The sequence below is a fragment of the Paenibacillus polysaccharolyticus genome (assembly GCF_023714295.1).
GTDB lineage: Bacteria > Bacillota > Bacilli > Paenibacillales > Paenibacillaceae > Paenibacillus > Paenibacillus polysaccharolyticus_A.
Genome location: NZ_JAMAUN010000004.1, coordinates 78,794 through 100,818, shown reverse-complemented (window position 1 = coordinate 100,818; position 22,025 = coordinate 78,794). Strand labels below are relative to the sequence as shown.

The window sequence follows — 22,025 nt, the reverse complement described above, 5'->3', positions numbered from 1 at the left end:
GGATTAAACTTTGGCTTCGGTGAGATGGAGTTAAGATACAATCTATAACTCAATAAATGTATGTTGAAACTTTGGGTGGATATCGCCGTAACTATTCATAAAAGTGCAAACTTATCCAACTAAATCAAATTACAAAATGAATTGAGATCACCGAAAAAGAGGTGCATGATATGGATTTTAAAGATTTTAACAAGCCGCCGGATGGATCGGAATCATACACACACCTGCAGCGTCATGAAGAGAAATCACAGCAACTCATCTCCGGTGGAGGAAGAAGTATTTGGTGGGAGATCAGCAATTGGCTGATTCTAGGGGGGATTCTATTCGTTATCTTTTTAGTATTTAAATACGTTTTCTAAGGTATTCACACAATTGGGCGTTTCCCCATATGATGCACTATTCAGTCAGCATTATGGGAAATGGGGAATCCGTGATGGCAAAGGCAAAAGGAAAAAAAGCTCCCGCGTTAAAAAGTGACAAGATGCGTGTATCCATGAAGCTGGTCACATCCGATGTATGTGAACGCTGCAAGACACCTTGCTCACGAGGGACGGAATATGCTGCACGAATGAGAGAAGGCGGGACAGTCGGCATAGGGGTTCCCTGTATTCTCACTCGCCACGTATCTTCATGACACTTCGTCTAATGACGCATATATAATAAGCGAGACAATAGGTTATCCTGAAAAGAGGATAGCCTTTTTTTTGTGTTTACCAGAGCGTGGTAAATATTTTGGATAAAAAATGAAAAATGATGAAAAACAGCGCAACTTTGTGGAGCCGTTCGCAGTATAAATCTACATACAAGCTAACAGCAAGGGAGGGTATATTGACGGGATGAAATGGAAAAGAGTGCTGCTATGTGTCATGGTATTCTCCTTGCTGGGCGGGTCTTTATTATTTGCGGACTCTGTGAACGAGAAGATTCGTGTGCTCATCAACGGCAAGGAAGCGTCTGACGGTGGTTATTTGATTGATGGAACGACTTATGTACCTGTTAGAGAGGCTGGAGGCATTACTCGGTGGGACAATACTAACAAGCGAGTAACGGTGATTAAGCCGAACGTACATATTTTTCTCTTCAAGGGAGACACTGTTTTTGGGAACGTTAACGTGGGCAAATTGAAATTTAACGTGTTCTCACAGGTCGATAGTCTCACAGCCGATGTGGCTGCCGTAAAAGTCACCATAACGGATCCGAGCGGTCAGGTAAAGGATATTCAGGCACAGGATCTGGCTACGCAGAAGGACAACTTCTGGTTCCGTACGTATGATTTCACTTATGATTTTAGTCGTGCTGGCAAATATCAGGTCGGTTTTCATATTAAAGAAAATGCAAACAGCAATTATGTTCTGGTCGCCGAAAAAATCATTACAGCCTTAAATGATTAAAGGCCAATAAACGCTGTCCTTGTAAATTGACCTGGCTCTGTGAACATGTTACGATATGCAAGGTTACACATTTTCTATTGATGAAGCGAGGTATTACAATGAGCGATCACAAACACGAGCATGGAGATAACTGCGGTTGCGGTCACGACCATGATCACGATCATGAACACGAAGAGATCCTTCTCACATTGACTGATGAGAACGGTCAAGACGTGGAGATGGTTTTGGTAGAAACGTTTGACGTGCAAGATCACGTTTATGCACTTCTGCTGGAACGCAACAATCCTGAAGCTGACGGCATCATCCTGCGTATGGAAGAAGAAGACGAGGAAATGGTGCTCTACAATATTGAAGACGAAGCAGAGTGGAACCGTGTTGAAGCGGCATACAACGAACTGGTTGCTTCCCAAGAATAGTCAATATTTTGGAATATAACATGAAGGCTCCTTGAATTTCAGGGGGTCTTTTGTTGTTGGCTTGGATTGTCAGGCTGGTGCGGAGACAGAGATTCACCAAAAATGAAATTAAAAAGGACCAGGTGTTAGACCTGATCCTTCACTTTTCAAGCTTTATGTTCAAATTCTTTAGTTTTGCGTGTCTTTCACGCTCTCATCTCAGACCTGAATGCCATTTTAGAAAATAGCGTCAGCTTCTACGATAACTTTGACATTAGTTACGCTACGGTCTTCGGGTCCTTTAACCGGCAATCCGACCTCGACATGATCAATGATATAATCGATGTTTTCTTGCGTAATAACCTCGCCTGGAAGTAGGATTGGAATACCTGGCGGGTACACATAGATGAACTCCGAGATAATGCGTCCAGCAGACTCCTTGAAAGGAATAACCTCGGTATCTCCGTAAAAAGCATCGCGGGGTGTCAGCATCAGCTGCGGGATGTCTGGAACTTTGACAACCAGTTCATGCGCAGGATTGACCTGATAATAAGTACGGGACAGATCCTGAAGCGCATTAAGCAAGATATTCACGCTGTCATCTGTATCACCTGGCGTGATAAGGCACAGAATATTGTACATGTCGCTAAGCTCTACTTCGATATTATAATGCTCACGTAGCCAGTTCTCGGTTTCGTAGCCTGTAATGCCGAGATGGCGCACATGAATTGTGACTTTGGTTGGGTCATAATTGAAAGTAGCTTCGGTGCCTAACAGTTCTTTTCCGAAACAGTACAAGCCATCAATGTCATTAATCGTACGTCGTGCAAACTCTGCAAGGTCAATGGCCTTTTGCGCAATTTCATGGCCGTGGAGCGCCAGATTACGTCTGGAGGTGTCCAGCGATGCAAGCAATATATATGACGTGGATGTGGATGTCAGCAGGCTCAAAATGGTCTGTACACGTTGTGGATTGACGAATCCGTTCTTGGTGTTCAGATTCAGCACAGAGCTCTGTGTCATCGACCCCCCAAGCTTGTGCACACTTGTGGCAGCCATATCGGCTCCAGCGGCCATAGCCGACAGCGGTAGATCCTCATGGAAATGAATAAGTACCCCGTGTGCTTCGTCCACCAGAACTGGCACTTGATAGCTGTGAGCCAGCTCTACGATAGACTTCAGGTCCGTACATACACCGTAATAGGTTGGATTAATGACCAATAGAGCTTTGGCATCCGGGTGACGCTCAAGCGCACGACGGATCGATTGAATGGTTACACCGTGATCGATGCCAAGGTTAACATCCTGTGCAGGAGACACAAATACAGGTTTGGCTCCTGAGAAAATAATGGCAGACAGGACAGATTTGTGTACGTTGCGGGGCACGATAATTTTGTCCCCAGGTCCGCATACCGATAGAATCATCGTCATAATCGCACTGCTTGTACCCTGTACACTAAAATAGGTATAATCGGCTCCAAAGGCATCCGCGGCCAGCATCTGTGCCTCGCGAATGACAGCTGTGGGTTGATGCAGGTCATCGAGTGGTGCGATGTTGATTAAATCTATGGAGAAGGCGTTATCGCCTATAAATTCACGGAATTCGGTATCCGCTCCCAATCCTTTTTTATGTCCCGGAATATGAAACTGTACGGGATTGAGTGCCGCGTGATCTTTCAAAGCGGTAAACAGCGGCGTACGGTGGTGATTCATCAGTGCTGTCACAACCCTTCCTAAGTAAAATGGTAAACAAAGATGAGTATAGCAAAATAAGCACTGAATGCAAGCGGTATGAACGACAAATTTTTGAATTGGTGAGATTTGCTTGTCATGTGCCCGGTTACACTATGTGTAGAGGACCGGTAAATGAACCTTGAAAGGGGAAAAAGAATGCAAACCGACATCAAACCAGCCAAGATTCTGAGATCGCCTTTTTTTATCGCGATGTGGCTGACACTTTTTCTAGTAGAGATCATCAAGGGGGCACTGCTGGTCGCCGTTCTCCCCGTATATATGGACAATATTCTGGGGTTGTCTGCTGGCGTTATCGGCGTAGCATTTGCTCTTCAATATCTGGGGGATAATCTGTTCAGAGCCCCTTCAGGCTGGGCGGCAGAGCGCATCGGCTTTCGCGTCACGATGGTAACGGCTCTGATCTGTACGTTAATTGCCGTAATCATGATTCTTTTTCTCAAAAGTGCCGTCGGGCTGTCGATGGCTTGTCTCATCCTCGGAATCGGTACGTCGCCTTTGTGGCCTTGTGCAATGACGGGAGTAACTGCGATGTCAGGCCCGCAGAACAAAAATGGAACAGCGATGGGTGCGCTGGAAATGGCGGCTTTGGGGGGCACGGGGCTCGGTCCTGTTGGTATGAACTGGCTGCTGGAGCGGACCGATCATGATTACCGTACAATCTTCCTCGTTCTCATGGGATGTGCAATTCTGGTCATCCTGGTTGCTATAATTCTTCCGGGCCGCGTTGTGGCACAAGGTGGGCAAGCAGGAGATGCTGGAGAACACCGAATGCCCACAAATCAGAAATATCCGGCCAAGCCGAATCTTCTTACCCCGTTTATTCGGTTGCAACAGAGCGTAAAGCGTACGCTACATCGGGTGCGCAGCACGCTTAATGTCAATCCGCTGGTCTATCCTGCGCTGTTTATGCAGTCATTTGTGATTGGTCTGCTTAGCCCTGTCATTACCCTATATACACGAACAGATCTGAATATCTCGCCCAATCTGTACAGCCTACTGCTCATTGCAGGAGGAGGGATTACCGTCATCGCACTGCTTCCTGTTGGGAAAATGGTGGACAAGTTCGGCACGAAGCCGTTCCTGAATATCGGGTTTTTGATGGCGGCAGCCAGTTTGTTTGTTTTCTCGATCGTGACAGCCATTCCTGTTGTTTTCGGCATTGTCATGCTTGTCGGCGTAAGTTATGCGATGATTCTTCCGGCTTGGAATGCATTTGTTGCCACACTGATTCCGGAAGGGGAACGGGGGGCAATTTGGGGATTTTTCCTTACTTTGCAAGGTTCGGGTATGGTTTTTGGTCCGATTGTGTCGGGGTTGTTGTGGGACCACATCAGTCATCCGGCTCCGTTTATCGCTAGCGCTCTTGTAATGGCAGGACTTTTCGTCGTTCACTTTGTGTTGGCACGCAAGCCTTATCGTACTGCACCTGCTGGATAGATGAAGGATAGAAATAAGGAGATCCATAACCTGATCAGGGTTGAGGATCTTCTTTTTTGTTGTGATGTGATGCCTGGGAGTCGTCAATTAGTGCAAATGAAGTGAGGCATCCGGCTGTACAACACAATGATCATGATTTTGTCACTTGTACAAATTGGAGCAGAAGAGATTCGAATTTCTTCTGTGCCCCCAGAAAGTCAGCTGTATTTTCTGCCCTTTTACGTCCGTAATACAATGAATTACCGGGGGCTTGCCCCTGTGCACCTGCGGAAAGCTTCAATTCGGATTCGTATTCCGTGAAAAATAGTCAAATAACCAAGTACCCTTACATAAAATGAAGTATAAAATAGGGTAAGCCGATGTAACACAAGCGCTTGAAACATGAGGCCGGAGCCAATCCGGTACAGATGGAGGGAGTGCCGTGAACAAGAGTTATGAAGTTGAATATTGCAATCTGGAGCTGCGGTTCAACCGTCGGCATATCCAAAATCTAATCAAAGACCTAATTCGTGAGGGGTATTCACTATATTGGAGCGAGGACGAATCCTTCTTTATCCTGTCAGTCCGCACCGGACGTAAGCTGGTAAAGCTCCGTTTTCAACAAACACGCAGTGGGAATTATAAAATGACAGGAGATTATCTGATCAAGGATGCCAAGCTCGCAGAGTGGTTGGAGAAATTGATTGGCGATACACGCGGGCATGCTGTGGTGAAACGCTTCAAGGATCAGCAGATGACGGTGGAGAATATTCTGTTTGGTGAAGTTATTCGTCTGGTGGAAGTGTCGGGATTCAAGCAACGGGTTATTTTTCAAAAAGAACCTGCGCCTACGGCGGAAGAGATGGAAGAAATGTTCCTCTCGCGCGAAGGCGAAGAACGGCTGATGCTACTGCGTATGGAGATCGATGATGAACTGGAGCGCCTGTATGATGCTGTACAGATCGATAATACAGAGAAGGCCAATGCATGCCGTGAAGCACTGCAGCGATTGTCCGGGCATCTGCTGATGCTGGAAGGATGAGACAAAGCGTGTTTGAGCATCGTTTTTGTTGAAAGGGGCTGTTCCCAAAGGTCATTAACGGACTAGGGGCGGCCCCTTGATATGTAGAGGGAATGTTAGTTTTGGATTCTGAATCTCTGGACTTGTACTTTTCCGCTCGTCTACGGACGCTGAGGATCAATAATGGAATAGTCCGAACTCTCTACATGAGTATCAAATTCCTCAATCCCTTGTTCCAGGATTAGATCTGCTTCATCTGGGGTGATCGGAATGACCCACAACAGAGGGACTGTCTCCTGATCAATATGAATAAGTTCGAGAGTTTCCTTTTCTCCCCGCAATTCGTCGATTAGTAAGGCAGTCGCATTCCATTCTGTGGGCGCTAGCGTACTTGATTTCATCACACGCGGGATATCCGAATCTGGAGCATTTTCGATATGATGCGTAATGATATCTGCCAAGTAGATGTTGACACGTTCTACACCTACACCGCCTAAATCGGAAGGTAGCGCAAGCATCCACTCTGCAGCGACTTGTTCCCCTAAGGGTCGGGCAGCTTGAGATAAACCTACAGTAACAAACCGGGAGATCTCTGATTGCGACGTTGCAGGGAAATAATAGATTTCCACATGAATGTTTCGCTCTGTTTTAGAAAGTACGATTCTGCTCTTAGGCATACCCCATTCATTCATATACGTTCCCAAAAGAAAAGTTCTACGGATATCCAGTGAAAACCGTTCTTCGTTTGAAAGCTGCTCATAGCTCATTCACAAGTTCCTCCACTCTGATGGTGATTCATTACTCTTACTATAATAACGTATTTTATGAAAATACGATGAACACCTTTGCTGATTACAGCGATTTCCCGCTATCCGGCTCGGGTGGAGGGTTCACTTTCATACATAAAACCGTTAAAATGGGTGTATTGTTGAGATTTTTTTTCAATAAAATTAATTGGAGTAAAGGATGGAGGACCAGATGACAAAACAACAAATCGGCGTAATCGGCCTGGCAGTCATGGGTAAAAATTTGGCCTTTAATATTGAAAGCAGAGGATTTTCAGTATCGGTATTTAACCGTTCCCCAGAGAAGACACATGACCTGCTGAAAGAAGCCGAAGGCAGAAACCTGACAGGTACATTCTCCATTGAAGAATTCGTAGCCTCCCTGGAATCCCCGCGCAAAATTCTGATCATGGTACAAGCAGGTAAAGCTACAGATGCTACTATCGAGCAATTGCTTCCTCATTTGGATCAAGGAGATATCATCATCGACGGCGGAAATGCCTATTTCCCTGACACGGTTCGCCGCAGCAAAGAACTGGAAGACAAAGGCATTCGCTTTATCGGTACAGGCGTATCCGGCGGTGAAGAGGGTGCACTGAAAGGACCTTCCATTATGCCGGGCGGACAAGAAAGTGCTTATAAACTGGTGGAACCGATCCTGACGGCGATCTCGGCCAAAGTCGGTGACGACCCATGTTGTACATATATCGGACCTGACGGTGCGGGACACTACGTTAAAATGGTGCATAACGGTATCGAATACGGTGACATGCAGTTGATTGGTGAAGCATACCACTTGCTGAAATCCGTACTTAACGTTTCCGTAGAAGAACTGCACGAAATTTTCACAGAGTGGAACCAAGGCGAACTCGACAGCTACCTGATTGAGATCACTGCGGACATCTTCTCCAAATACGATCCGGAAACGGGCAAACCGATGGTAGATGTCATTTTGGATGCCGCTGGACAAAAGGGAACAGGTAAATGGACAAGCCAAAGCGCGCTGGATCTCGGCGTACCATTGTCCATGATTACGGAATCCGTATTCTCCCGTTTCTTGTCGGCGATGAAAGACGAGCGTATCGCTGCAAGCAAAATCCTGAGCGGACCTAAGGCCGAAGCGTTCTCCGGTGACAAAAAAGCATTCATCGAGAGCGTGCGCAAAGCGCTGTTCGCCAGTAAAATTGTATCCTACGCCCAAGGCTTCGCACAGATGCGTGCCGCATCTGACGAATATGGCTGGGATCTGAAATACGGCAACATCGCGATGATCTTCCGTGGGGGTTGCATCATCCGTTCACAGTTCCTGCAAAACATCAAGGAAGCATACGACAAAGATGCAGCCCTGAAAAACCTGCTCCTTGATCCATACTTCCAAAACATCGTGGAATCCTACCAGGATGCATGGCGTGAAGTGGTAGCCGTTGCGGTAAAACAAGGTATTCCGGTACCAGGCTTCTCCAGCGCGTTGTCTTACTACGACAGCTACCGTACAGAACGTTTGCCGGCAAACTTGCTGCAAGCACAACGTGACTACTTCGGCGCACACACATTCAAACGTGTCGACAAAGAAGGAAGCTTCCATCACAACTGGATGGAGTAGTATTCGAATCATAGCATGTAAAGAGGGACTTGGAGGATCGGTTTAAACCGACAACCACCAGGTTCCTCTTTTTTCATACGATAAGAGAAACTAAAAGTCTGTTGAGTAACATTAATGAATGAATGAATGAATGAATGAAGATCATTGGGAGAGGAGGGACAGTATATACGGTCGTGGCTCGAAAGGAAGCTTGGTACAGGCATGGCCTTCCCCCGTTCGCAGGGCTGTGTTATGATAGGACAAAAGTGCTCACGAAATGCTTGAATTAAAGGAGTGTACACCTTGAGCAAGTCTAAAAATATTATTCTCATTGGCATGATGGGAACGGGCAAATCAACTGTTGCTGATATGCTTTCTCATGAGCTGGGATACCGGTTAATCGATGTGGATGCCGCGATTGAACAGGAGGTAGGCTGTACCATTCCGGAATTGTTTTCGGGCAAGGGAGAAGCGTACTTTCGTGACGTAGAGAACCGGGTGTTGTGCACGGTCCTTAAAAACGAAGGACAGGTCATTGCAACTGGAGGCGGGGTCGTACTTCGTCCGGATAACTGTGAATCGATGTCAGCGAATGGCTGGGTTGTTGCCCTAACCGCAGACCCTGAGGTCATTGTGGAACGTGTGAGCGGGTGTGATAACCGTCCACTACTTGCAGGTAATGCCGAGGAACGCATTCGCACGATAATGGAAGAACGCAAAGATGCATATCGTTTTGCGGATTACACGGTAGATACTACTGCGTTGTCTGCGGCCGAAGTGACTCATTTAATTTTAGCGCATTACCGCGTCTAAGCTTGTTATCATCGAAGTTGAACGAGAGAGGAAGATTGAAAAACGGGCCATGTGGGCCCGTTTTGGGAAAAGCAGAGTGTGTGCTCCATTGGAGGTTAATACATTGAAAGGTTCGCCAGCGATAACAGTGGCCCTAACTTTTTAATCTTCCTGTTGCCACTCCAGCATACCGCCGACCATATTGGTACAGCCGTCGTATCCAAGCTGTTGCAGATATTCACAAGCTCGTTCACTGCGATAGCCGCTACGGCAGATGATCACGATCTCACCGGACTTATCAATCTCCGACAAGCGATCTGGAATCTGTCCCAGTGGAATATGTTTGGCACCGGCAATCATGCCTTGCGCGACCTCTTCGTCCTCGCGGACGTCTATCATCTGTAGCTTCTCCCCCGCTTGTAAACGGCGACGTAGCTCGGATGGTTGAATTTCTGCGATTTGTGTCATATTCAGGTCCTCTTTTCTATATGGACTTAACGCCTATAATGATACCCAAGGGAACCAGGGGATGTCAATTTGGCCTTACAGAGACTCACTAAAACCATTTATGCAGCTTCACCACTACAATCAATAAAAGGAGAATATCATCCATGGACGTTATTGTTAACCCTACCCCTAATTTGAACGGGGAAATCGGAGCTTTGTCCTCCAAAAACTACACCACCCGTTACCTGCTGGCCGCTGCGCTGGCGGAAGGAACAAGCACGATTCATTTTCCGGCACATAGTGAGGACAGCGATGCGATGCGCAGATGTATTCGCGATCTGGGCGCTGTGCTGGAAGAAGACGACAGCAAAATCGTCATTCAAGGTTTCGGAAGCCACCCCCGTGATGTACGTGAATTAAACGTAGGCAATGCCGGGGCAGTACTTCGTTTCCTGATGGGGGTTACCGCACTATGCCCTGAGGTAACTTTTGTGAATACATACCCGGATTCATTGGGTAAACGGCCGCATGATGATTTGATTGATGCACTTGGTCAAATGGGGGTACAGGTAGAGCATCAGCAAGGACGACTGCCGATTACAATTAAAGGCGGTCAGGCCAAAGGCGGACATATTCGCGTGTCTGGTTCTGTAAGCTCTCAGTATTTGAGCGCCTTGCTGTTTGTTACTCCGTTGCTTGCTGAAGACAGCACAATTGAGGTTCTGAATGATTTGAAATCCAAAGTGGTCATCGGTCAGACGCTGGAGGTTCTTGCACAAGCAGGGATCATCATCCACGCAAGCGATGATTACATGTCCTTCCGTGTACCTGGCGGACAGGCATACAAGCCAACAACGTATACTGTGCAAGGGGATTACCCTGGCTCGGCTGCCGTACTTGCTGCCGCAGCAGTTACACAGTCTGATGTGAAAATTCTCAGGCTGATGGAGCAGAGCAAGCAAGGGGAACGTGCCATCGTCGATGTGTTGCGTATGATGGAAGTGCCGCTCACTCATGAGAATGATGTGGTTCATGTTCAAGGAAATGGCCGATTGAAGGCGGTTGAATTCGACGGAGATGCGGCTACGGATGCCGTATTGGCTATGGTAGCGGCAGCAGTATTTGCGGAAGGTACGTCACGGTTTTATAATGTAGAGAACCTGCGTTACAAGGAATGTGACCGAATTACGGATTACTTAAATGAACTGCGCAAGGCTGGAGCGGACGTTGAGGAGCGTCAGGCTGAGATTATCGTACACGGGCGTCCGGAAGGTGTCGAGGGCGGCGTAGAGATTAATGCTCACTATGACCACCGTGTCATTATGGCGCTTACTGTCGTGGGTCTGCGAGCCAAGCAGCCTATCCGTATTCGAGATGCACACCATGTAGCCAAGTCATATCCGCAATATTTTGATCATTTGCAGGCGCTTGGCGCCTCGGTTCAGTGGGTAAAAGAGTAAATTAACACGTTAAGCAGAAAAGGATGGTGCTTGAACATGGAATTTAACAACCCTACTCGAGAAGAAATTGGACACATTTTGCGCAATGCAGGCAACATCGCTGTTGTCGGCTTATCGGACAAATCAGATCGTACCTCGTATATGGTCGCGGAAGCGATGCAGAGCAGAGGATACCGCATTATCCCTGTTAATCCGCAAGCACAGGGAGAGATTCTTGGCGAGAAGGTGTATGCCACACTCGCAGATATCCCCGAGCCTGTAGATATTGTTAATGTTTTTCGGCGTGAGGAGTTCTGCGCGGAAGTCGCTCGTGAAGCTGCTGCGATCAAGGCCAATGTATTATGGCTTCAACTCGGCATTCATAACGATGAGGCTGTCCAGATTGCGGCAGAGAACGGCATGACTGCAGTCACCAATCGTTGTATCAAGGTAGAAGATTCCATCGTTCTGCGCGGCGCTGGCCGCGGCTAAGAGGCCATGCTGTCGTCATGAATTCGTTCTTGGCATCGCATATCCAATTCAGGATTGTAATGAACATCCCGCGTCTTTTCTAAGACACGGGATTTTTCCTGTTAAACATGATGCTTTTGCTTTGACAAAATGCTGTGTAAAGCTTACCATCTAGGATAGAAAGGAGAGGTCGCCATGAATTGGCTCGGATCCTTGCAGCAGCTCGGAAGAGCGGTTATGCTGCCTACAATGGTCCTGCCCGCTGCTGCCATTTTGCTCAGTGTGGGCAGTCTGCCCTGGGACGCCTGGGGAATGAAAGTTGTTGGTGAAGTGTCTACCGTGGCCGGACACGGTATTTTTTATTTTTTGCCGTATTTGTTCGCTGTCGGTGTGGCGCTGGGGCTCTCCAACCAGGCCGGTCAAGCTGGACTTGCAGCGCTGGCTGGTATCGTTATCTATGATCAGGTTACCCGAAATTTCGGGGATGGCACGGTGCAACCTGCATCATTAATTGGAATTATACTCGGTGCGTTAGCCGGTGGAATGCATAATCGGTTCAAAAGTATCAAACTGCCCGAAATCTTGCAATTTTTCGGCGGATCAAGGTTTGTTTTGCTTATCGTCGGACTCTGTTCGGCTCTTTTTTCCTGCTTTATGTTATGGCTTGCTCCGGTTCTGCAACATGGCCTGAATTCCATTGCAACATGGGAATACAGTCTTGGCGGTTTCGGATTGTTCATCTATGGTGTGTTATACAGGGTGCTGGTTGCTTTTGGGCTTCATCATCTGCTGAATAACGTATTCTGGTTCCAGCTAGGAACCTATGAAACGCCGAGTGGAAATATTGTGCAAGGGGATTTACCACGTTTCTTTGCTGGTGATCCGTCAGCTGGATTTTTCATGGCTGGACTTTTCCCGATTATGATGTTTGCTATCCCTGCGATTGCATTTGCTATTATTCAAGAGGCCAGGGAAGATTTAAAACCAAAAATCAGAAAAACGTTTCTGACTTCTGCATTGGTTTGTTTTTTAACAGGGGTGTCCGAGCAGATCGAGTTTGCTTTTCTTTTCGCGGCGCCGTATCTGTTTATCGTACATGCAGTCATGTCCGGGGTGGCCATGTGGCTAAGTTATTGGCTAGATATAAGGCATGGTTTCTCATACTCGGCTGGCGTTATTGATTACATACTCAATTTCCATCTGTCTGAGAATGCTTGGAAGCTCATTCCGATTGGCATACTATATGGGCTGGTCTATTATTTTCTGTTCCGCTGGGCGATTCGTACGTTCAAAATTCCGACACCAGGGCGAGAAGAAGGGTCTATGCTGGAAGATTGGGTTGGAAATATCCCTTATCAAGCTCCGTTGATTCTCGAAGCATTGGGCGGGAAAAGCAACATCGTGCAGGTGGAGGCATGTATTACACGCCTGCGTCTGACGGTTCACGATGATCGGTTGATCGATACGGGTGCAATGAAGAATCTGGGTTCTGCTGGACTGATCAAGCTCGGCGGCGGTAACGTGCAGGTTGTATTCGGCACATATTCCGAACTGATTCGGGAAGAGATTGCGAAGTTGCTGGAACGGGATTTGCAACAGGTACTGTTCGCAGCACCTGTGCAGGGGAAAATGCTCCCGATTGAGGAAGTGCCAGATCAGATTTTTGCAGCCAAGCTCGTTGGAGACGGTGTTGCTTTTGTACCGGAGCGAGGAGAACTGGTGTCGCCTGTCTTTGGGACGATCATGCATTTGTATCCGACGATGCATGCCCTAGGTATTTCTACACGAGAGGGACTGGAGGTTCTGCTTCATATCGGGATCGATACCTCACAGCTGAAAGGGCATTTTGAAGCGTTTGTACAAGAAGGGGATACCGTTGAGCCTGGACAACTGCTGATCAAGTTTGATCTAGCCGTATTACGTGAACAAGCGGCGTCACTCACGACTCCGATGGTCATTACGAATCCGGATCGTGTAAAATCATGGAGTTTTGCTCCATTCAAGCAAGTGAAGAAAGGTCAGGCATCCGTCATGTCCGTGGTGCTCTATGACAGGAACGTTGGAGGGGTAGAATGAAGATACAAGGCATCAATGGAGCTGCAGGCATCGCCATCGGCAAAGCATTTGTCCTGCCCAGCTGGGAATGGGATCTACCCGACCAGAAGATGGATTCGGTGGATCTTGCCCAGGAATTCGAACGGCTGTACGAGGGGATACGGACATCGAAGGATGAGATCGAATATATCAAAAATGAATTTAAAGAAGTTGTAGGACCTGAGGAATCCAGCATCTTTGATGCGCATCTGGCGATTCTGGAAGATCCGGTTTTCATGAATGAAATACGTGGCATTATTGAGCGTCAGTATAAGGCGGCAGAGGTGGCGGTAAAAGAGGCGATAGACCACTTTGTCACCATGTTTGACCTTCTGGAAGATGAATATATGAAGGAGCGGGCGATCGATATCAAGGATGTCGGTAACCGCCTGCTTAAACATCTGCTGGGTGCACCTGAGATTACGTTACCTTCAGATACACAACCTTACATTCTCGTTGCTAAAGAGCTGTCACCGTCTCAATTGGCGCATTTAAATCCAAGCTATGTTTTGGGTATCGTTACGCTTATTGGAGGTAAAACGTCTCACTCGGCCATTATGGCACGTGCACTCGGGATCCCTCTCGTTTCCGGATTGGAAGCGAGTCTTGGCATGCCGGTCGAAACAGGGGACATGCTTGTCGTTGACGGTGATAATGGGTTGGTATTCACAGACCCGGATCGCAAAACCATTGAACGTTACACGATGCTTCGCAACAAGGAGATGCAGAAAAAAGAACAGTTGCAGGTGCTTGCCACCGTAGATGCGGTGACCAAGGATGGATCTGTGCTGAAGCTTGCTTCCAACATCAGCTCCGTGAAGGAGCTTGATCTGGCTTTGAAACACGGAGCCAAAGGTGTAGGCTTGTTCCGAACTGAATTCCTGTATATGGATCGTTCGACCTTCCCTGGAGAGCAGGAACAGTATGAGGTGTACCGGCTTGTTGCCGAGAAAACAGCTGGACAGGCGGTTGTAATTCGCACACTCGACATTGGGGGCGACAAAGAGCTCGATTATTTTGAATTACCGGAAGAAGATAATCCGTTTCTGGGCTATCGAGCCATTCGAATCAGTTTGGATCGTAAAGATCTGTTCAAAACGCAGCTGACGGCCATTCTACGCGCAAGCGCAGCGGGCAATGTGAAAATTATGTATCCCATGATCTCATCGGTTGAGGAGTTGCAACAAGCCAACGAAATCCTTCGGGAAGCGATGGCTGATCTGGATGAACGGGGCTTGGCCTACGATGCAAATATTCAGGTAGGCATCATGATTGAGGTCCCTGCTGCCGTGATGATTGCAGATCTTCTTGCGGAAGAAGCAGATTTCTTCAGTATCGGAACGAATGATCTGGTACAGTATGTGCTAGCAGTAGACCGAATGAATGAACAGATTGCTCATATGTATCATCCGTATCATCCGGCTGTGCTGCGTATGCTACGAGCGACCGTAGACGCAGCACATACGGCTGGGATTGACGTTAGTGTGTGTGGTGAGATGGCAGGGGACGAGCGCTCCATTCCGCTATGGCTGGAACTCGGGATTCGTCATCTCAGCATGTCTCCGCAATCCTTGCTGCGCGTGAAGCATAGAGTTTTGAATACTACGGCTGCTGATGCGAAGGAGGAGGCACGCAAGTGTTTTACCCTCAGAACGAGCAGTGAAATTGAACAGCGTTTGCAGATATTTAATGATGCGAGCGGCAGTCCTGACGATCAGAGCGGATCAAACGCATCTTAAAGTAAACTGACTGCACGCATTAGCAGACGAGCAATACCTTTAAATTAATATATTCACTTTTGTACCACTTTTTCCAAAAGATATAAAAACCGCCATGCATAGGATTGCATAGCGGTTTTTTCTTTATTTTCGTTTTACCTTGCTGTTATTTGGCTATTTTTGCAGCGAGTGCATCACAGAAAGCTTTTCCATAAGGAGGGAGATCCGGTGGACGACGAGCGGAGATGATATGCCCATCCACGACAACGGCTTCATCTTTCCATATCGCACCTGCATTCTCCATGTCGTTCCGAATGCCTGGCGTTGAGGTTACGGTGACTCCGTTCAAAATTTTGGCAGAGATGAGTACCCAGCCTGCATGGCAGATTTGCCCGATCGGCTTGTGGTCTGCATGCATCTCTTTTACAAGCTCCAGCACTTTGGGGTAGCGCCGTAGTTTATCTGGAGCCCATCCTCCCGGCACCAGTATTCCATCATAATCGGAACTGCTGAGCTCATCGAAACTGTATTCAGCGGTAGCAGGAACACCATATTTGCCGACGTATGTTTTTCCTTTTTGCTCGCCAGCCAGATGCACTTCGGCACCTTCTTCACGGACGCGGTATACCGGGTACCACAGCTCCAGATCTTCAAATTCTTCATCAACCAGTGCGATGACTTTTTGACCTGATAATCTCATATATGAACTCTCCTTCGATAATGAATTTGGCAGATCGCGTCTTATATTGTACCAGATTTGCTAATTGGCTTCCTAATTTAAGTATGTTTAAGTGCAAGTTCTCATCTAGATAGAACGATTTCAAACCAACCCGGGCCTTCATTCGACAACCTTCATCTGGTGACAGTGGTAATTTGTGCAACCTTTAGTTTACAGCAGGATTTAGGCGGAAATAGGTCGAATGGTACATACATAGAGAGTAAAGAACGAATGAGGTGATGGTTGTGCGCAAGTCGTGCAGATGTGGACATGTAATGGAATTGGAATTAAGAACGGTCGTATACGCCAAGAAGGTAGAAATTCGTAATGTACCTGTTTTTGCGTGTGCAGACTGTGTATCATACGAGGTGTTACAGCCGGTGAAACCGGATTTGACAGAATGTATTAGTAAACTGGGTGAACAGCCCGTGAAGCAGGATGTCTCTTTTGGGGAACAGAATGAACTGGCTGACCTGCTTCACGAACAGCTTCTGGCCTGGCCGGAGGCAACGGATCAAGAGATGGAATACCGAATGAAAGAGGCGGTAGAGGCACGAATCAATCTATTGCTCGATATTATGAGCTACGCACACAAAGCGGAAGACAAGGCATGGATTGAGGATACGGAGCGCAGACTGGCACAGTTGTCGGGTTTTGTATGGCAGGCGCATTTCTCAAATGCCGTCTAGTTTTGACGTGTAAAATGTTTGTTTTCATGAAAATTGGATTTTTTGCTCACTTTTTGTTAAGATATCGAAGAGTGAAAACGCTACACATGGCGTTATTGCTGATTAAGGGGGATGTATAACGAATGGCTGACATGACTAAAATGACAAGTATTGAACAGCTAAACTCCGCAGTGCAGGCGACGGAGGATCAACCCTTGCTTCTGTTCAAGCATAGTACTCGCTGTCCGATCAGCGCACATGCTTATCAGGAGATGAATGATTATTTGCAAAACTCTCCGAATGAAAGCGTGAAATATGGCATCATCTACGTGGTGGAAGACCGCCCGGTATCTAACGAAGCAGCCGAGAGGCTAGGTGTTAAGCACGAATCTCCCCAAGTTATCCTGGTTAAAAAGGGAAATCCGGTATGGCATACTTCCCATTCAGAGATTACTAGTAAGATGCTTGCAAACACTTTAAGTGAGTCCTAGAGCCTATTTTAATTGATTATTGCAATAATTTGTCGTAATATAAATCTTAATGAAAATGGAATGAAAATTTACTGGTAATGGAGCGAAGTACTGTGACGGTAACCATTTATGATGTGGCACGTGAAGCTGGAGTGTCTATGGCAACGGTATCACGGGTAGTCAACAATAACCCTAATGTCAAACCGCAAACGCGGAAAAAAGTATATGAAGCAATTGAACGACTCGGATATCGTCCGAATGCGGTAGCCCGTGGTCTGGCGAGCAAAAAGACAACGACAGTTGGAGTCGTTATTCCGGACATTTCGAACTCCACCTTTGCGGAGATTGCCCGCGGAATCGAAGATATTGCGAATATGTACCATTACAATATCATTTTGTGTAACGCGGACAAAAAGAAAGAAAAAGAAATTCGTGTTATCAACACCCTGCTGGAGAAACAAGTGGACGGACTGCTCTTCATGGGCGGTACGGTAACCGATGAACACATTCAAGCGTTCCAATCTGCAGCAGTTCCAATCGTATTGTGTGCAACTAGTGATGAGAAGGGCACATTCCCTTCTGTTGATATTGATCATGAAGCAGCGGCGTTTGATGCGGTCAACACACTGATTCGCCACGGTCACAAAGAGATCGCGATGATCAGTGGAACGTTGCAGGATCCGGCTAACGGTTTTGCACGTTTCCAAGGGTATAAGAAAGCACTGGAAGCCGCAGGTATTGAATATCAAGAGGATCTGGTACGCATCGGTAACTATCGTTATGAATCCGGTGTGGAAGCAATGAAATATTTTCTTGGACTCAAGAAAAAACCGACTGCGATCTTTGCTGCAACCGATGAAATGGCTATTGGCGCAATTCACAGCATTCAGGACGATGGCCTGAAAGTACCGGATGACTTCTCCATCATTAGTGTGGATAACATTCGTATGGCTTCCATGGTGCGTCCGCAGTTAACAACTGTTGCTCAGCCAATGTATGATCTGGGTGCGGTAGCGATGCGATTGCTCACCAAACTGATGAAGAAAGAAAATGTGGAGAATCCGAGAGTGATTTTGCCGCATGAGACCATTCTTCGTCTGTCTGTAAGTCACGCGGGTTAATTGATTATGATTAAGTAAGCGAAAGGGAGATTAAGATTCTCTCTACATAGATTTTGATTGTACAGGAGCTCCGGAAACGGAGCTTTTGTGCTTAAATACGGGCTTGGGTAATGATTTGATCTCACATCGAGAACCGGAAACTGGGAGGATATAACAATGCGTGAAATGATAGGCATTATGGGTGCTATGGATGAGGAAGTAGAGCTTCTGCTCAAGGGCATGAAACAGCATGAGACAGTGAAGCAGACAGGCATTACATATGTTGCTGGTGAGTGGCTTGGCAAACAGATTGTGGTATGCAAGTCAGGCGTAGGGAAAGTAAATGCGGCGGTAACTACGCAGATTCTGATCGATCGCTTTCAGGTGAATCGGATCATTTTTACAGGTGTTGCAGGAGCGATTCATCCCGAATTGAACATTGGCGACATGGTTATCTCTTCGGTATGTGTACAGCACGACATGGACGTCACGCCGTTAGGATTCGAACGCGGAGTGATCCCGTATCAGGAGACATCGGCATTCCCAGCGGAGTCTGCTTTAATTTCGCTCGCTGAAGAAGCGTGCAAGGCGCAGGGCGCTCATTACCGGATTGGTAAGGTGTTATCAGGTGATCAGTTTATTGCCAGCAAAGAGACCGGAAACATGCTCTACACAGAGATGGACGGTGCTTGTGCAGAGATGGAAGGGGCGGCGGTGGCTCAAGTGTGTCACATGAACCGTGTACCCTTCGTTGTGCTACGCAGCATGTCTGACAAGGCAGACGGTTCCGCACATGTGAATTTTGCCGAGTTTACGGTGCAGTCTTCCCAGAGGTCTCACCGTATTGTTGAGCACATGCTGGAACATATGTGATTCGCACCATGCAACTAACCCGCAATATGACATGAATAATCCGAAATGAGACACCAATAAGCCGTCTCACAGATGCATTTTCCGTTTACGACGGAGAATGCTCTGCGAGGCGGTTCTTTTATGTAGTCTTTGTGATTCGCACCTTTTACCTTTTCCTTTAATACATAAACCGATGACGGAAGCGGACACGATCAAACTGTTCCTCCGAGGTCATGGGTACTTGACTGCCGATTCGAACCATAAGGCAATTCGCAGGATGGGAGCAGATTTCAGGATCATCTGTCGCGTACCAGGTCATATCAATGTTCTGCATCAGCCGCTCCATCATTTTGCGATAATCCCATACCGATAGTCCGCTGCCTTTCAAGTCCCAGTGCCAGTAGTACTCTGTTGTGAAAATGATATAGTTCTCCATAAACGTATCTTGCATCGCAGTAAGGAGCATTTCACGGCCAACTCCCAGAGAGCGATACTCGTCTGCGACTTCGATGGCTCCAAGTTCGATCAGGTCTGTCATGTTGCCCTCGGACCAGCGTTCACACTCATCTGCGTAGTGAAAAGTAACATACCCGATGATGGTATCATTTTCATGGGCAATTATAATTCGCCCTTCGGGTAAGGCAGCAATCTCAGCAATGGCTTCTTGTTGCTCTTTTGGGCGCCGAAAGGCATCCAGATCGGAGTGAAACTTCAATTCCATAATCTGTTCTGCGGGCACGGGGCCCTCAACCGTAATTCGGTGGCCGGACTTGAGAATGGAACGTATATGATGCTTCTTGATATGCTCCATGGTTCATACTCCTCTCCCCCTACTTATAGCAAAAAACCAAAAAAATGAAAAGCCGTAGACGATGTTTGATCGAATTTGCTATAATTGCGTTGACAAAAAATGTTCACATTTCAACACCGTTTGAGTGCATCGGTTGGGTCAGGCAAGCACATGATGAGAAGTTCTCTCTACTAATGTAAGCGCTAACTGGAAGTTCAGTCAACACAGAGGCAATACGAATGAACCCTGAAGGGAATCGAAATGTCGAGTTGAAGGAGGCTGGCAAGCATGAGTCAAGCACATAATGAGATGCTGCAAACGGTGGTGTCTGAATCGAATCTGGGCGATTATACGGAAGCAAGAAGCCGGTTCGATTGGGAAACGGTAGAAAGGCACTTTACGTGGCACGCCAGCGGAAAAGTGAACATGGCACATGAGGCGATTGATCGCCATGTCCTTGAGGGCAGAGGCGGGAGGACAGCTCTGCTCTACAGCGATGCTTCTCGTGAGGAAGCTTATACCTTCGCAGATCTGAGCGAGCAGTCGAGTCGTTTTGGTAATGTGCTGCGTAAATATGGTGTAGCTAAAGGAGATCGTGTGTTTATCTTTATGCCACGAAGTCCTGAACTGTATTTCAGTCTGCTCGGAATTTTGAAAGTGGGCGCTATAGCGGGTCCTTTATTTGAGGCTTTTATGGAAACGGCGGTGAAGGATCGACTGGAGGACAGTGGTGCTGTCGCGCTTGTGACCACGCCCGAGCTTCTGGGACGGATCAAACGTTCCGAATTGCCAGAGCTGAAACATATTTTTGTTGTCGGCGGTGGTTCACAGTCTGAGGAGGGATTGATTGATTTTGATGCCGAGATGTCTGCGGCTTCGGATGATATGGAAGTAGAATGGCTGACGCGTGAGGATGGACTGTTGATTCATTACACTTCGGGTTCAACAGGGAAACCGAAGGGTGTGTACCACGTTCAGAATGCGATGATTCAGCATTATTATACAGGTAAAGTTGTACTTGACCTGCGAGAAGACGACATATATTGGTGCACTGCCGATCCAGGTTGGGTAACAGGCACGTCGTATGGCATTTTCGCCCCTTGGCTTAACGGGGTAACGAATGTGATTCGTGGCGGTCGTTTTAGTCCGCAGGATTGGTACAGCACAATTGAAAAAAACAAGGTAAGTGTATGGTACAGTGCTCCTACGGCATTCCGTATGCTCATGGGCGCAGGGGACGAGACGATTGCCCAACATGATTTGAGTAGCTTGCGTCATGTCATGTCGGTAGGGGAACCGCTGAATCCGGAGGTCGTACGTTGGGGCTGGAAAGCGTACGGTCAACGAATTCATGATACGTGGTGGATGACCGAGACGGGAGCACAGTTAATCTGTAACTACCCGGGTATGCCGATTAAACCAGGTTCCATGGGACGTCCGTTACCGGGTATTGAAGCAGCCATTATCGATGATCGTGGACAAGAGCTACCACCATACAGTATGGGGAATCTGGCGATACGCACACCTTGGCCGTCGATGATGGAAAAAATCTGGAATAATCCAGCGAAGTATGAGGAGTATTTCAGACTGACAGGCTGGTATGTATCCGGGGATTCAGCGTACATGGACGAAGACGGATACTTCTGGTTCCAGGGACGCATCGACGATGTCATCAACTCTTCTGGCGAGCGCATTGGACCGTTTGAAGTGGAAAGTAAACTGGTAGAGCACCCAGCGGTTGCTGAGGCTGGCGTGATCGGTAAACCGGATGTGACACGGGGAGAGATCATTAAAGCGTTTGTCGCGCTTCGTGAGGGGTATGAGGCGACGCCGGAGCTGAAGGAAGAGATCTATCGTTTTGTAAAAGAGGGGCTGTCCGCTCATGCAGCACCGCGTGAGATCGAATTTAAAGAAAAATTGCCGAAGACTCGTTCAGGTAAGATTATGCGCCGTGTATTGAAGGCATGGGAACTCGATTTGCCAACAGGTGACTTATCCACGATTGAGGACTGAGTATTAGGTAGAGTTTCTGGGAAAAAGGTCGTATTTGTTTTGGCAACCAGATGAGAACCATAAATAAAGCCGCATGTCAGTGTATTCACACTGAACATGCGGCTTCTT

21 protein-coding genes are annotated in these 22,025 nt (G+C 47.3%); 16 read left to right on the top strand and 5 right to left on the bottom strand.

The window, feature by feature from the left end; translation table 11 throughout:
* Nucleotides 1–170: 170 nt before the first annotated feature.
* The 3 genes from M3629_RS13055 to M3629_RS13040 all read left to right on the top strand — a co-directional run bounded on the left by M3629_RS13055 (nt 171) and on the right by M3629_RS13040 (nt 1,807).
* The gene (locus tag M3629_RS13055; protein WP_251506833.1) at nt 171–359 is read left to right on the top strand and encodes a hypothetical protein; all 189 of its coding nucleotides are present in this window, start codon (nt 171–173) and stop codon (nt 357–359) included.
* A gap of 477 nt (nt 360–836) precedes the next feature.
* Entirely contained in the window at nt 837–1,391 is a 555-nt protein-coding gene (locus M3629_RS13045; protein ID WP_251506829.1) for a copper amine oxidase N-terminal domain-containing protein, read from the top strand.
* 98 nt (nt 1,392–1,489) lie between these two features.
* The gene (locus M3629_RS13040) at nt 1,490–1,807 is read left to right on the top strand and encodes a DUF1292 domain-containing protein (RefSeq protein WP_090923684.1); all 318 of its coding nucleotides are present in this window, start codon (nt 1,490–1,492) and stop codon (nt 1,805–1,807) included.
* Nucleotides 1,808–2,023: 216 nt separating this feature from the next.
* Here M3629_RS13040 and M3629_RS13035 read toward each other — a convergent pair whose 3' ends face one another.
* Nucleotides 2,024–3,499: an aminotransferase class I/II-fold pyridoxal phosphate-dependent enzyme gene (locus tag M3629_RS13035; protein WP_251507434.1), complete on the bottom strand. Its 1,476-nt coding sequence runs from the start codon at nt 3,497–3,499 to the stop codon at nt 2,024–2,026.
* A 177-nt stretch (nt 3,500–3,676) separates the two neighbouring features.
* Here M3629_RS13035 and M3629_RS13030 point away from each other — a divergent pair, with 177 nt between their 5' ends.
* Together M3629_RS13030 and M3629_RS13025 are read left to right on the top strand one after the other, a co-directional pair.
* The gene (locus M3629_RS13030) at nt 3,677–4,978 is read left to right on the top strand and encodes an MFS transporter (RefSeq protein WP_251506827.1); all 1,302 of its coding nucleotides are present in this window, start codon (nt 3,677–3,679) and stop codon (nt 4,976–4,978) included.
* Nucleotides 4,979–5,399: 421 nt separating this feature from the next.
* A complete protein-coding gene (locus tag M3629_RS13025; RefSeq protein WP_154957732.1) occupies nt 5,400–5,999 on the top strand; it encodes a hypothetical protein in 600 nt (199 codons plus the stop codon).
* Nucleotides 6,000–6,139: 140 nt separating this feature from the next.
* On the opposite strand, the gene M3629_RS13020 is transcribed toward M3629_RS13025, so the two are convergent.
* The gene (locus M3629_RS13020) at nt 6,140–6,745 is read right to left on the bottom strand and encodes a suppressor of fused domain protein (RefSeq protein ID WP_251506824.1); all 606 of its coding nucleotides are present in this window, start codon (nt 6,743–6,745) and stop codon (nt 6,140–6,142) included.
* A gap of 211 nt (nt 6,746–6,956) precedes the next feature.
* Here M3629_RS13020 and gndA point away from each other — a divergent pair, with 211 nt between their 5' ends.
* Nucleotides 6,957–8,366, top strand: coding sequence for an NADP-dependent phosphogluconate dehydrogenase (gndA, locus tag M3629_RS13015; RefSeq protein WP_251506820.1), 1,410 nt, complete (start codon nt 6,957–6,959; stop codon nt 8,364–8,366).
* A gap of 282 nt (nt 8,367–8,648) precedes the next feature.
* Nucleotides 8,649–9,158: a shikimate kinase gene (locus M3629_RS13010; RefSeq protein ID WP_251506818.1), complete on the top strand. Its 510-nt coding sequence runs from the start codon at nt 8,649–8,651 to the stop codon at nt 9,156–9,158.
* Nucleotides 9,159–9,299: 141 nt separating this feature from the next.
* Here M3629_RS13010 and M3629_RS13005 read toward each other — a convergent pair whose 3' ends face one another.
* Nucleotides 9,300–9,605 (bottom strand): rhodanese-like domain-containing protein, encoded by a 306-nt coding sequence (locus M3629_RS13005; protein ID WP_090923679.1) that lies wholly within the window; start codon nt 9,603–9,605, stop codon nt 9,300–9,302.
* Between the two features lie 143 nt (nt 9,606–9,748).
* Here M3629_RS13005 and aroA point away from each other — a divergent pair, with 143 nt between their 5' ends.
* The 4 genes from aroA (at nt 9,749) to ptsP (ending at nt 15,327) form a co-directional block, all read left to right on the top strand.
* Nucleotides 9,749–11,044 (top strand): 3-phosphoshikimate 1-carboxyvinyltransferase, encoded by a 1,296-nt coding sequence (gene aroA / locus M3629_RS13000; RefSeq protein ID WP_251506816.1) that lies wholly within the window; start codon nt 9,749–9,751, stop codon nt 11,042–11,044.
* A gap of 36 nt (nt 11,045–11,080) precedes the next feature.
* Nucleotides 11,081–11,515 (top strand): CoA-binding protein, encoded by a 435-nt coding sequence (locus tag M3629_RS12995; protein WP_090923677.1) that lies wholly within the window; start codon nt 11,081–11,083, stop codon nt 11,513–11,515.
* A 174-nt stretch (nt 11,516–11,689) separates the two neighbouring features.
* The gene (locus tag M3629_RS12990) at nt 11,690–13,570 is read left to right on the top strand and encodes a glucose PTS transporter subunit IIA (protein ID WP_090923676.1); all 1,881 of its coding nucleotides are present in this window, start codon (nt 11,690–11,692) and stop codon (nt 13,568–13,570) included.
* Nucleotides 13,567–15,327: a phosphoenolpyruvate--protein phosphotransferase gene (ptsP, locus tag M3629_RS12985; protein WP_090923675.1), complete on the top strand. Its 1,761-nt coding sequence runs from the start codon at nt 13,567–13,569 to the stop codon at nt 15,325–15,327. Before M3629_RS12990 ends, ptsP begins: the two co-directional genes overlap by 4 nt.
* A gap of 145 nt (nt 15,328–15,472) precedes the next feature.
* Here ptsP and M3629_RS12980 read toward each other — a convergent pair whose 3' ends face one another.
* A complete protein-coding gene (locus M3629_RS12980; protein WP_251506814.1) occupies nt 15,473–16,006 on the bottom strand; it encodes a type 1 glutamine amidotransferase domain-containing protein in 534 nt (177 codons plus the stop codon).
* 293 nt (nt 16,007–16,299) lie between these two features.
* Between M3629_RS12980 and M3629_RS12975 the strand changes: the two genes are divergently transcribed.
* From M3629_RS12975 to M3629_RS12960, 4 genes are all read left to right on the top strand, one after another.
* The gene (locus M3629_RS12975) at nt 16,300–16,713 is read left to right on the top strand and encodes a hypothetical protein (protein ID WP_154957727.1); all 414 of its coding nucleotides are present in this window, start codon (nt 16,300–16,302) and stop codon (nt 16,711–16,713) included.
* A 122-nt stretch (nt 16,714–16,835) separates the two neighbouring features.
* Nucleotides 16,836–17,183, top strand: a complete 348-nt coding sequence (gene ytxJ / locus M3629_RS12970; RefSeq protein WP_251506812.1) for a bacillithiol system redox-active protein YtxJ — start codon at nt 16,836–16,838, stop codon at nt 17,181–17,183.
* Nucleotides 17,184–17,275: 92 nt separating this feature from the next.
* Complete coding sequence (ccpA, locus tag M3629_RS12965; protein WP_090923671.1) at nt 17,276–18,283, top strand: catabolite control protein A; 1,008 nt, start codon at nt 17,276–17,278, stop codon at nt 18,281–18,283.
* Nucleotides 18,284–18,439: 156 nt separating this feature from the next.
* Nucleotides 18,440–19,135 carry a 5'-methylthioadenosine/adenosylhomocysteine nucleosidase gene (locus M3629_RS12960; RefSeq protein ID WP_251506811.1) on the top strand — a complete coding sequence of 232 codons (696 nt, stop codon included), beginning with the start codon at nt 18,440–18,442 and terminating at the stop codon, nt 19,133–19,135.
* A 157-nt stretch (nt 19,136–19,292) separates the two neighbouring features.
* Here M3629_RS12960 and M3629_RS12955 read toward each other — a convergent pair whose 3' ends face one another.
* Nucleotides 19,293–19,925: a GNAT family N-acetyltransferase gene (locus M3629_RS12955; RefSeq protein ID WP_251506809.1), complete on the bottom strand. Its 633-nt coding sequence runs from the start codon at nt 19,923–19,925 to the stop codon at nt 19,293–19,295.
* A gap of 267 nt (nt 19,926–20,192) precedes the next feature.
* On the opposite strand from M3629_RS12955, the gene acsA reads away from it, so the two are divergent.
* The gene (acsA, locus tag M3629_RS12950) at nt 20,193–21,917 is read left to right on the top strand and encodes an acetate--CoA ligase (RefSeq protein WP_251506807.1); all 1,725 of its coding nucleotides are present in this window, start codon (nt 20,193–20,195) and stop codon (nt 21,915–21,917) included.
* The last annotated feature ends 108 nt before the right edge of the window (nt 21,918–22,025 follow it).

What these genes read in the sequence shown, in the direction of transcription:
- M3629_RS12995 (WP_090923677.1), top strand. Translation starts at nt 11,081, where the DNA reads ATGGAATTTAACAACCCTACTCGAGAAGAAATTGGACACATTTTGCGC.
- M3629_RS12975 (WP_154957727.1), top strand. Translation starts at nt 16,300, where the DNA reads ATGGAATTGGAATTAAGAACGGTCGTATACGCCAAGAAGGTAGAAATT.
- M3629_RS13055 (WP_251506833.1), top strand. Translation starts at nt 171, where the DNA reads ATGGATTTTAAAGATTTTAACAAGCCGCCGGATGGATCGGAATCATAC.
- M3629_RS13040 (WP_090923684.1), top strand. Translation starts at nt 1,490, where the DNA reads ATGAGCGATCACAAACACGAGCATGGAGATAACTGCGGTTGCGGTCAC.
- acsA (WP_251506807.1), top strand. Translation starts at nt 20,193, where the DNA reads ATGAGTCAAGCACATAATGAGATGCTGCAAACGGTGGTGTCTGAATCG.
- M3629_RS13020 (WP_251506824.1), bottom strand. Translation starts at nt 6,745, where the DNA reads ATGAGCTATGAGCAGCTTTCAAACGAAGAACGGTTTTCACTGGATATC.
- M3629_RS13045 (WP_251506829.1), top strand. Translation starts at nt 837, where the DNA reads ATGAAATGGAAAAGAGTGCTGCTATGTGTCATGGTATTCTCCTTGCTG.
- ptsP (WP_090923675.1), top strand. Translation starts at nt 13,567, where the DNA reads ATGAAGATACAAGGCATCAATGGAGCTGCAGGCATCGCCATCGGCAAA.
- ytxJ (WP_251506812.1), top strand. Translation starts at nt 16,836, where the DNA reads ATGGCTGACATGACTAAAATGACAAGTATTGAACAGCTAAACTCCGCA.
- M3629_RS12980 (WP_251506814.1), bottom strand. Translation starts at nt 16,006, where the DNA reads ATGAGATTATCAGGTCAAAAAGTCATCGCACTGGTTGATGAAGAATTT.
- M3629_RS12990 (WP_090923676.1), top strand. Translation starts at nt 11,690, where the DNA reads ATGAATTGGCTCGGATCCTTGCAGCAGCTCGGAAGAGCGGTTATGCTG.
- M3629_RS12955 (WP_251506809.1), bottom strand. Translation starts at nt 19,925, where the DNA reads ATGGAGCATATCAAGAAGCATCATATACGTTCCATTCTCAAGTCCGGC.
- aroA (WP_251506816.1), top strand. Translation starts at nt 9,749, where the DNA reads ATGGACGTTATTGTTAACCCTACCCCTAATTTGAACGGGGAAATCGGA.
- gndA (WP_251506820.1), top strand. Translation starts at nt 6,957, where the DNA reads ATGACAAAACAACAAATCGGCGTAATCGGCCTGGCAGTCATGGGTAAA.
- M3629_RS13005 (WP_090923679.1), bottom strand. Translation starts at nt 9,605, where the DNA reads ATGACACAAATCGCAGAAATTCAACCATCCGAGCTACGTCGCCGTTTA.
- M3629_RS13030 (WP_251506827.1), top strand. Translation starts at nt 3,677, where the DNA reads ATGCAAACCGACATCAAACCAGCCAAGATTCTGAGATCGCCTTTTTTT.
- M3629_RS12960 (WP_251506811.1), top strand. Translation starts at nt 18,440, where the DNA reads ATGCGTGAAATGATAGGCATTATGGGTGCTATGGATGAGGAAGTAGAG.
- M3629_RS13035 (WP_251507434.1), bottom strand. Translation starts at nt 3,499, where the DNA reads ATGAATCACCACCGTACGCCGCTGTTTACCGCTTTGAAAGATCACGCG.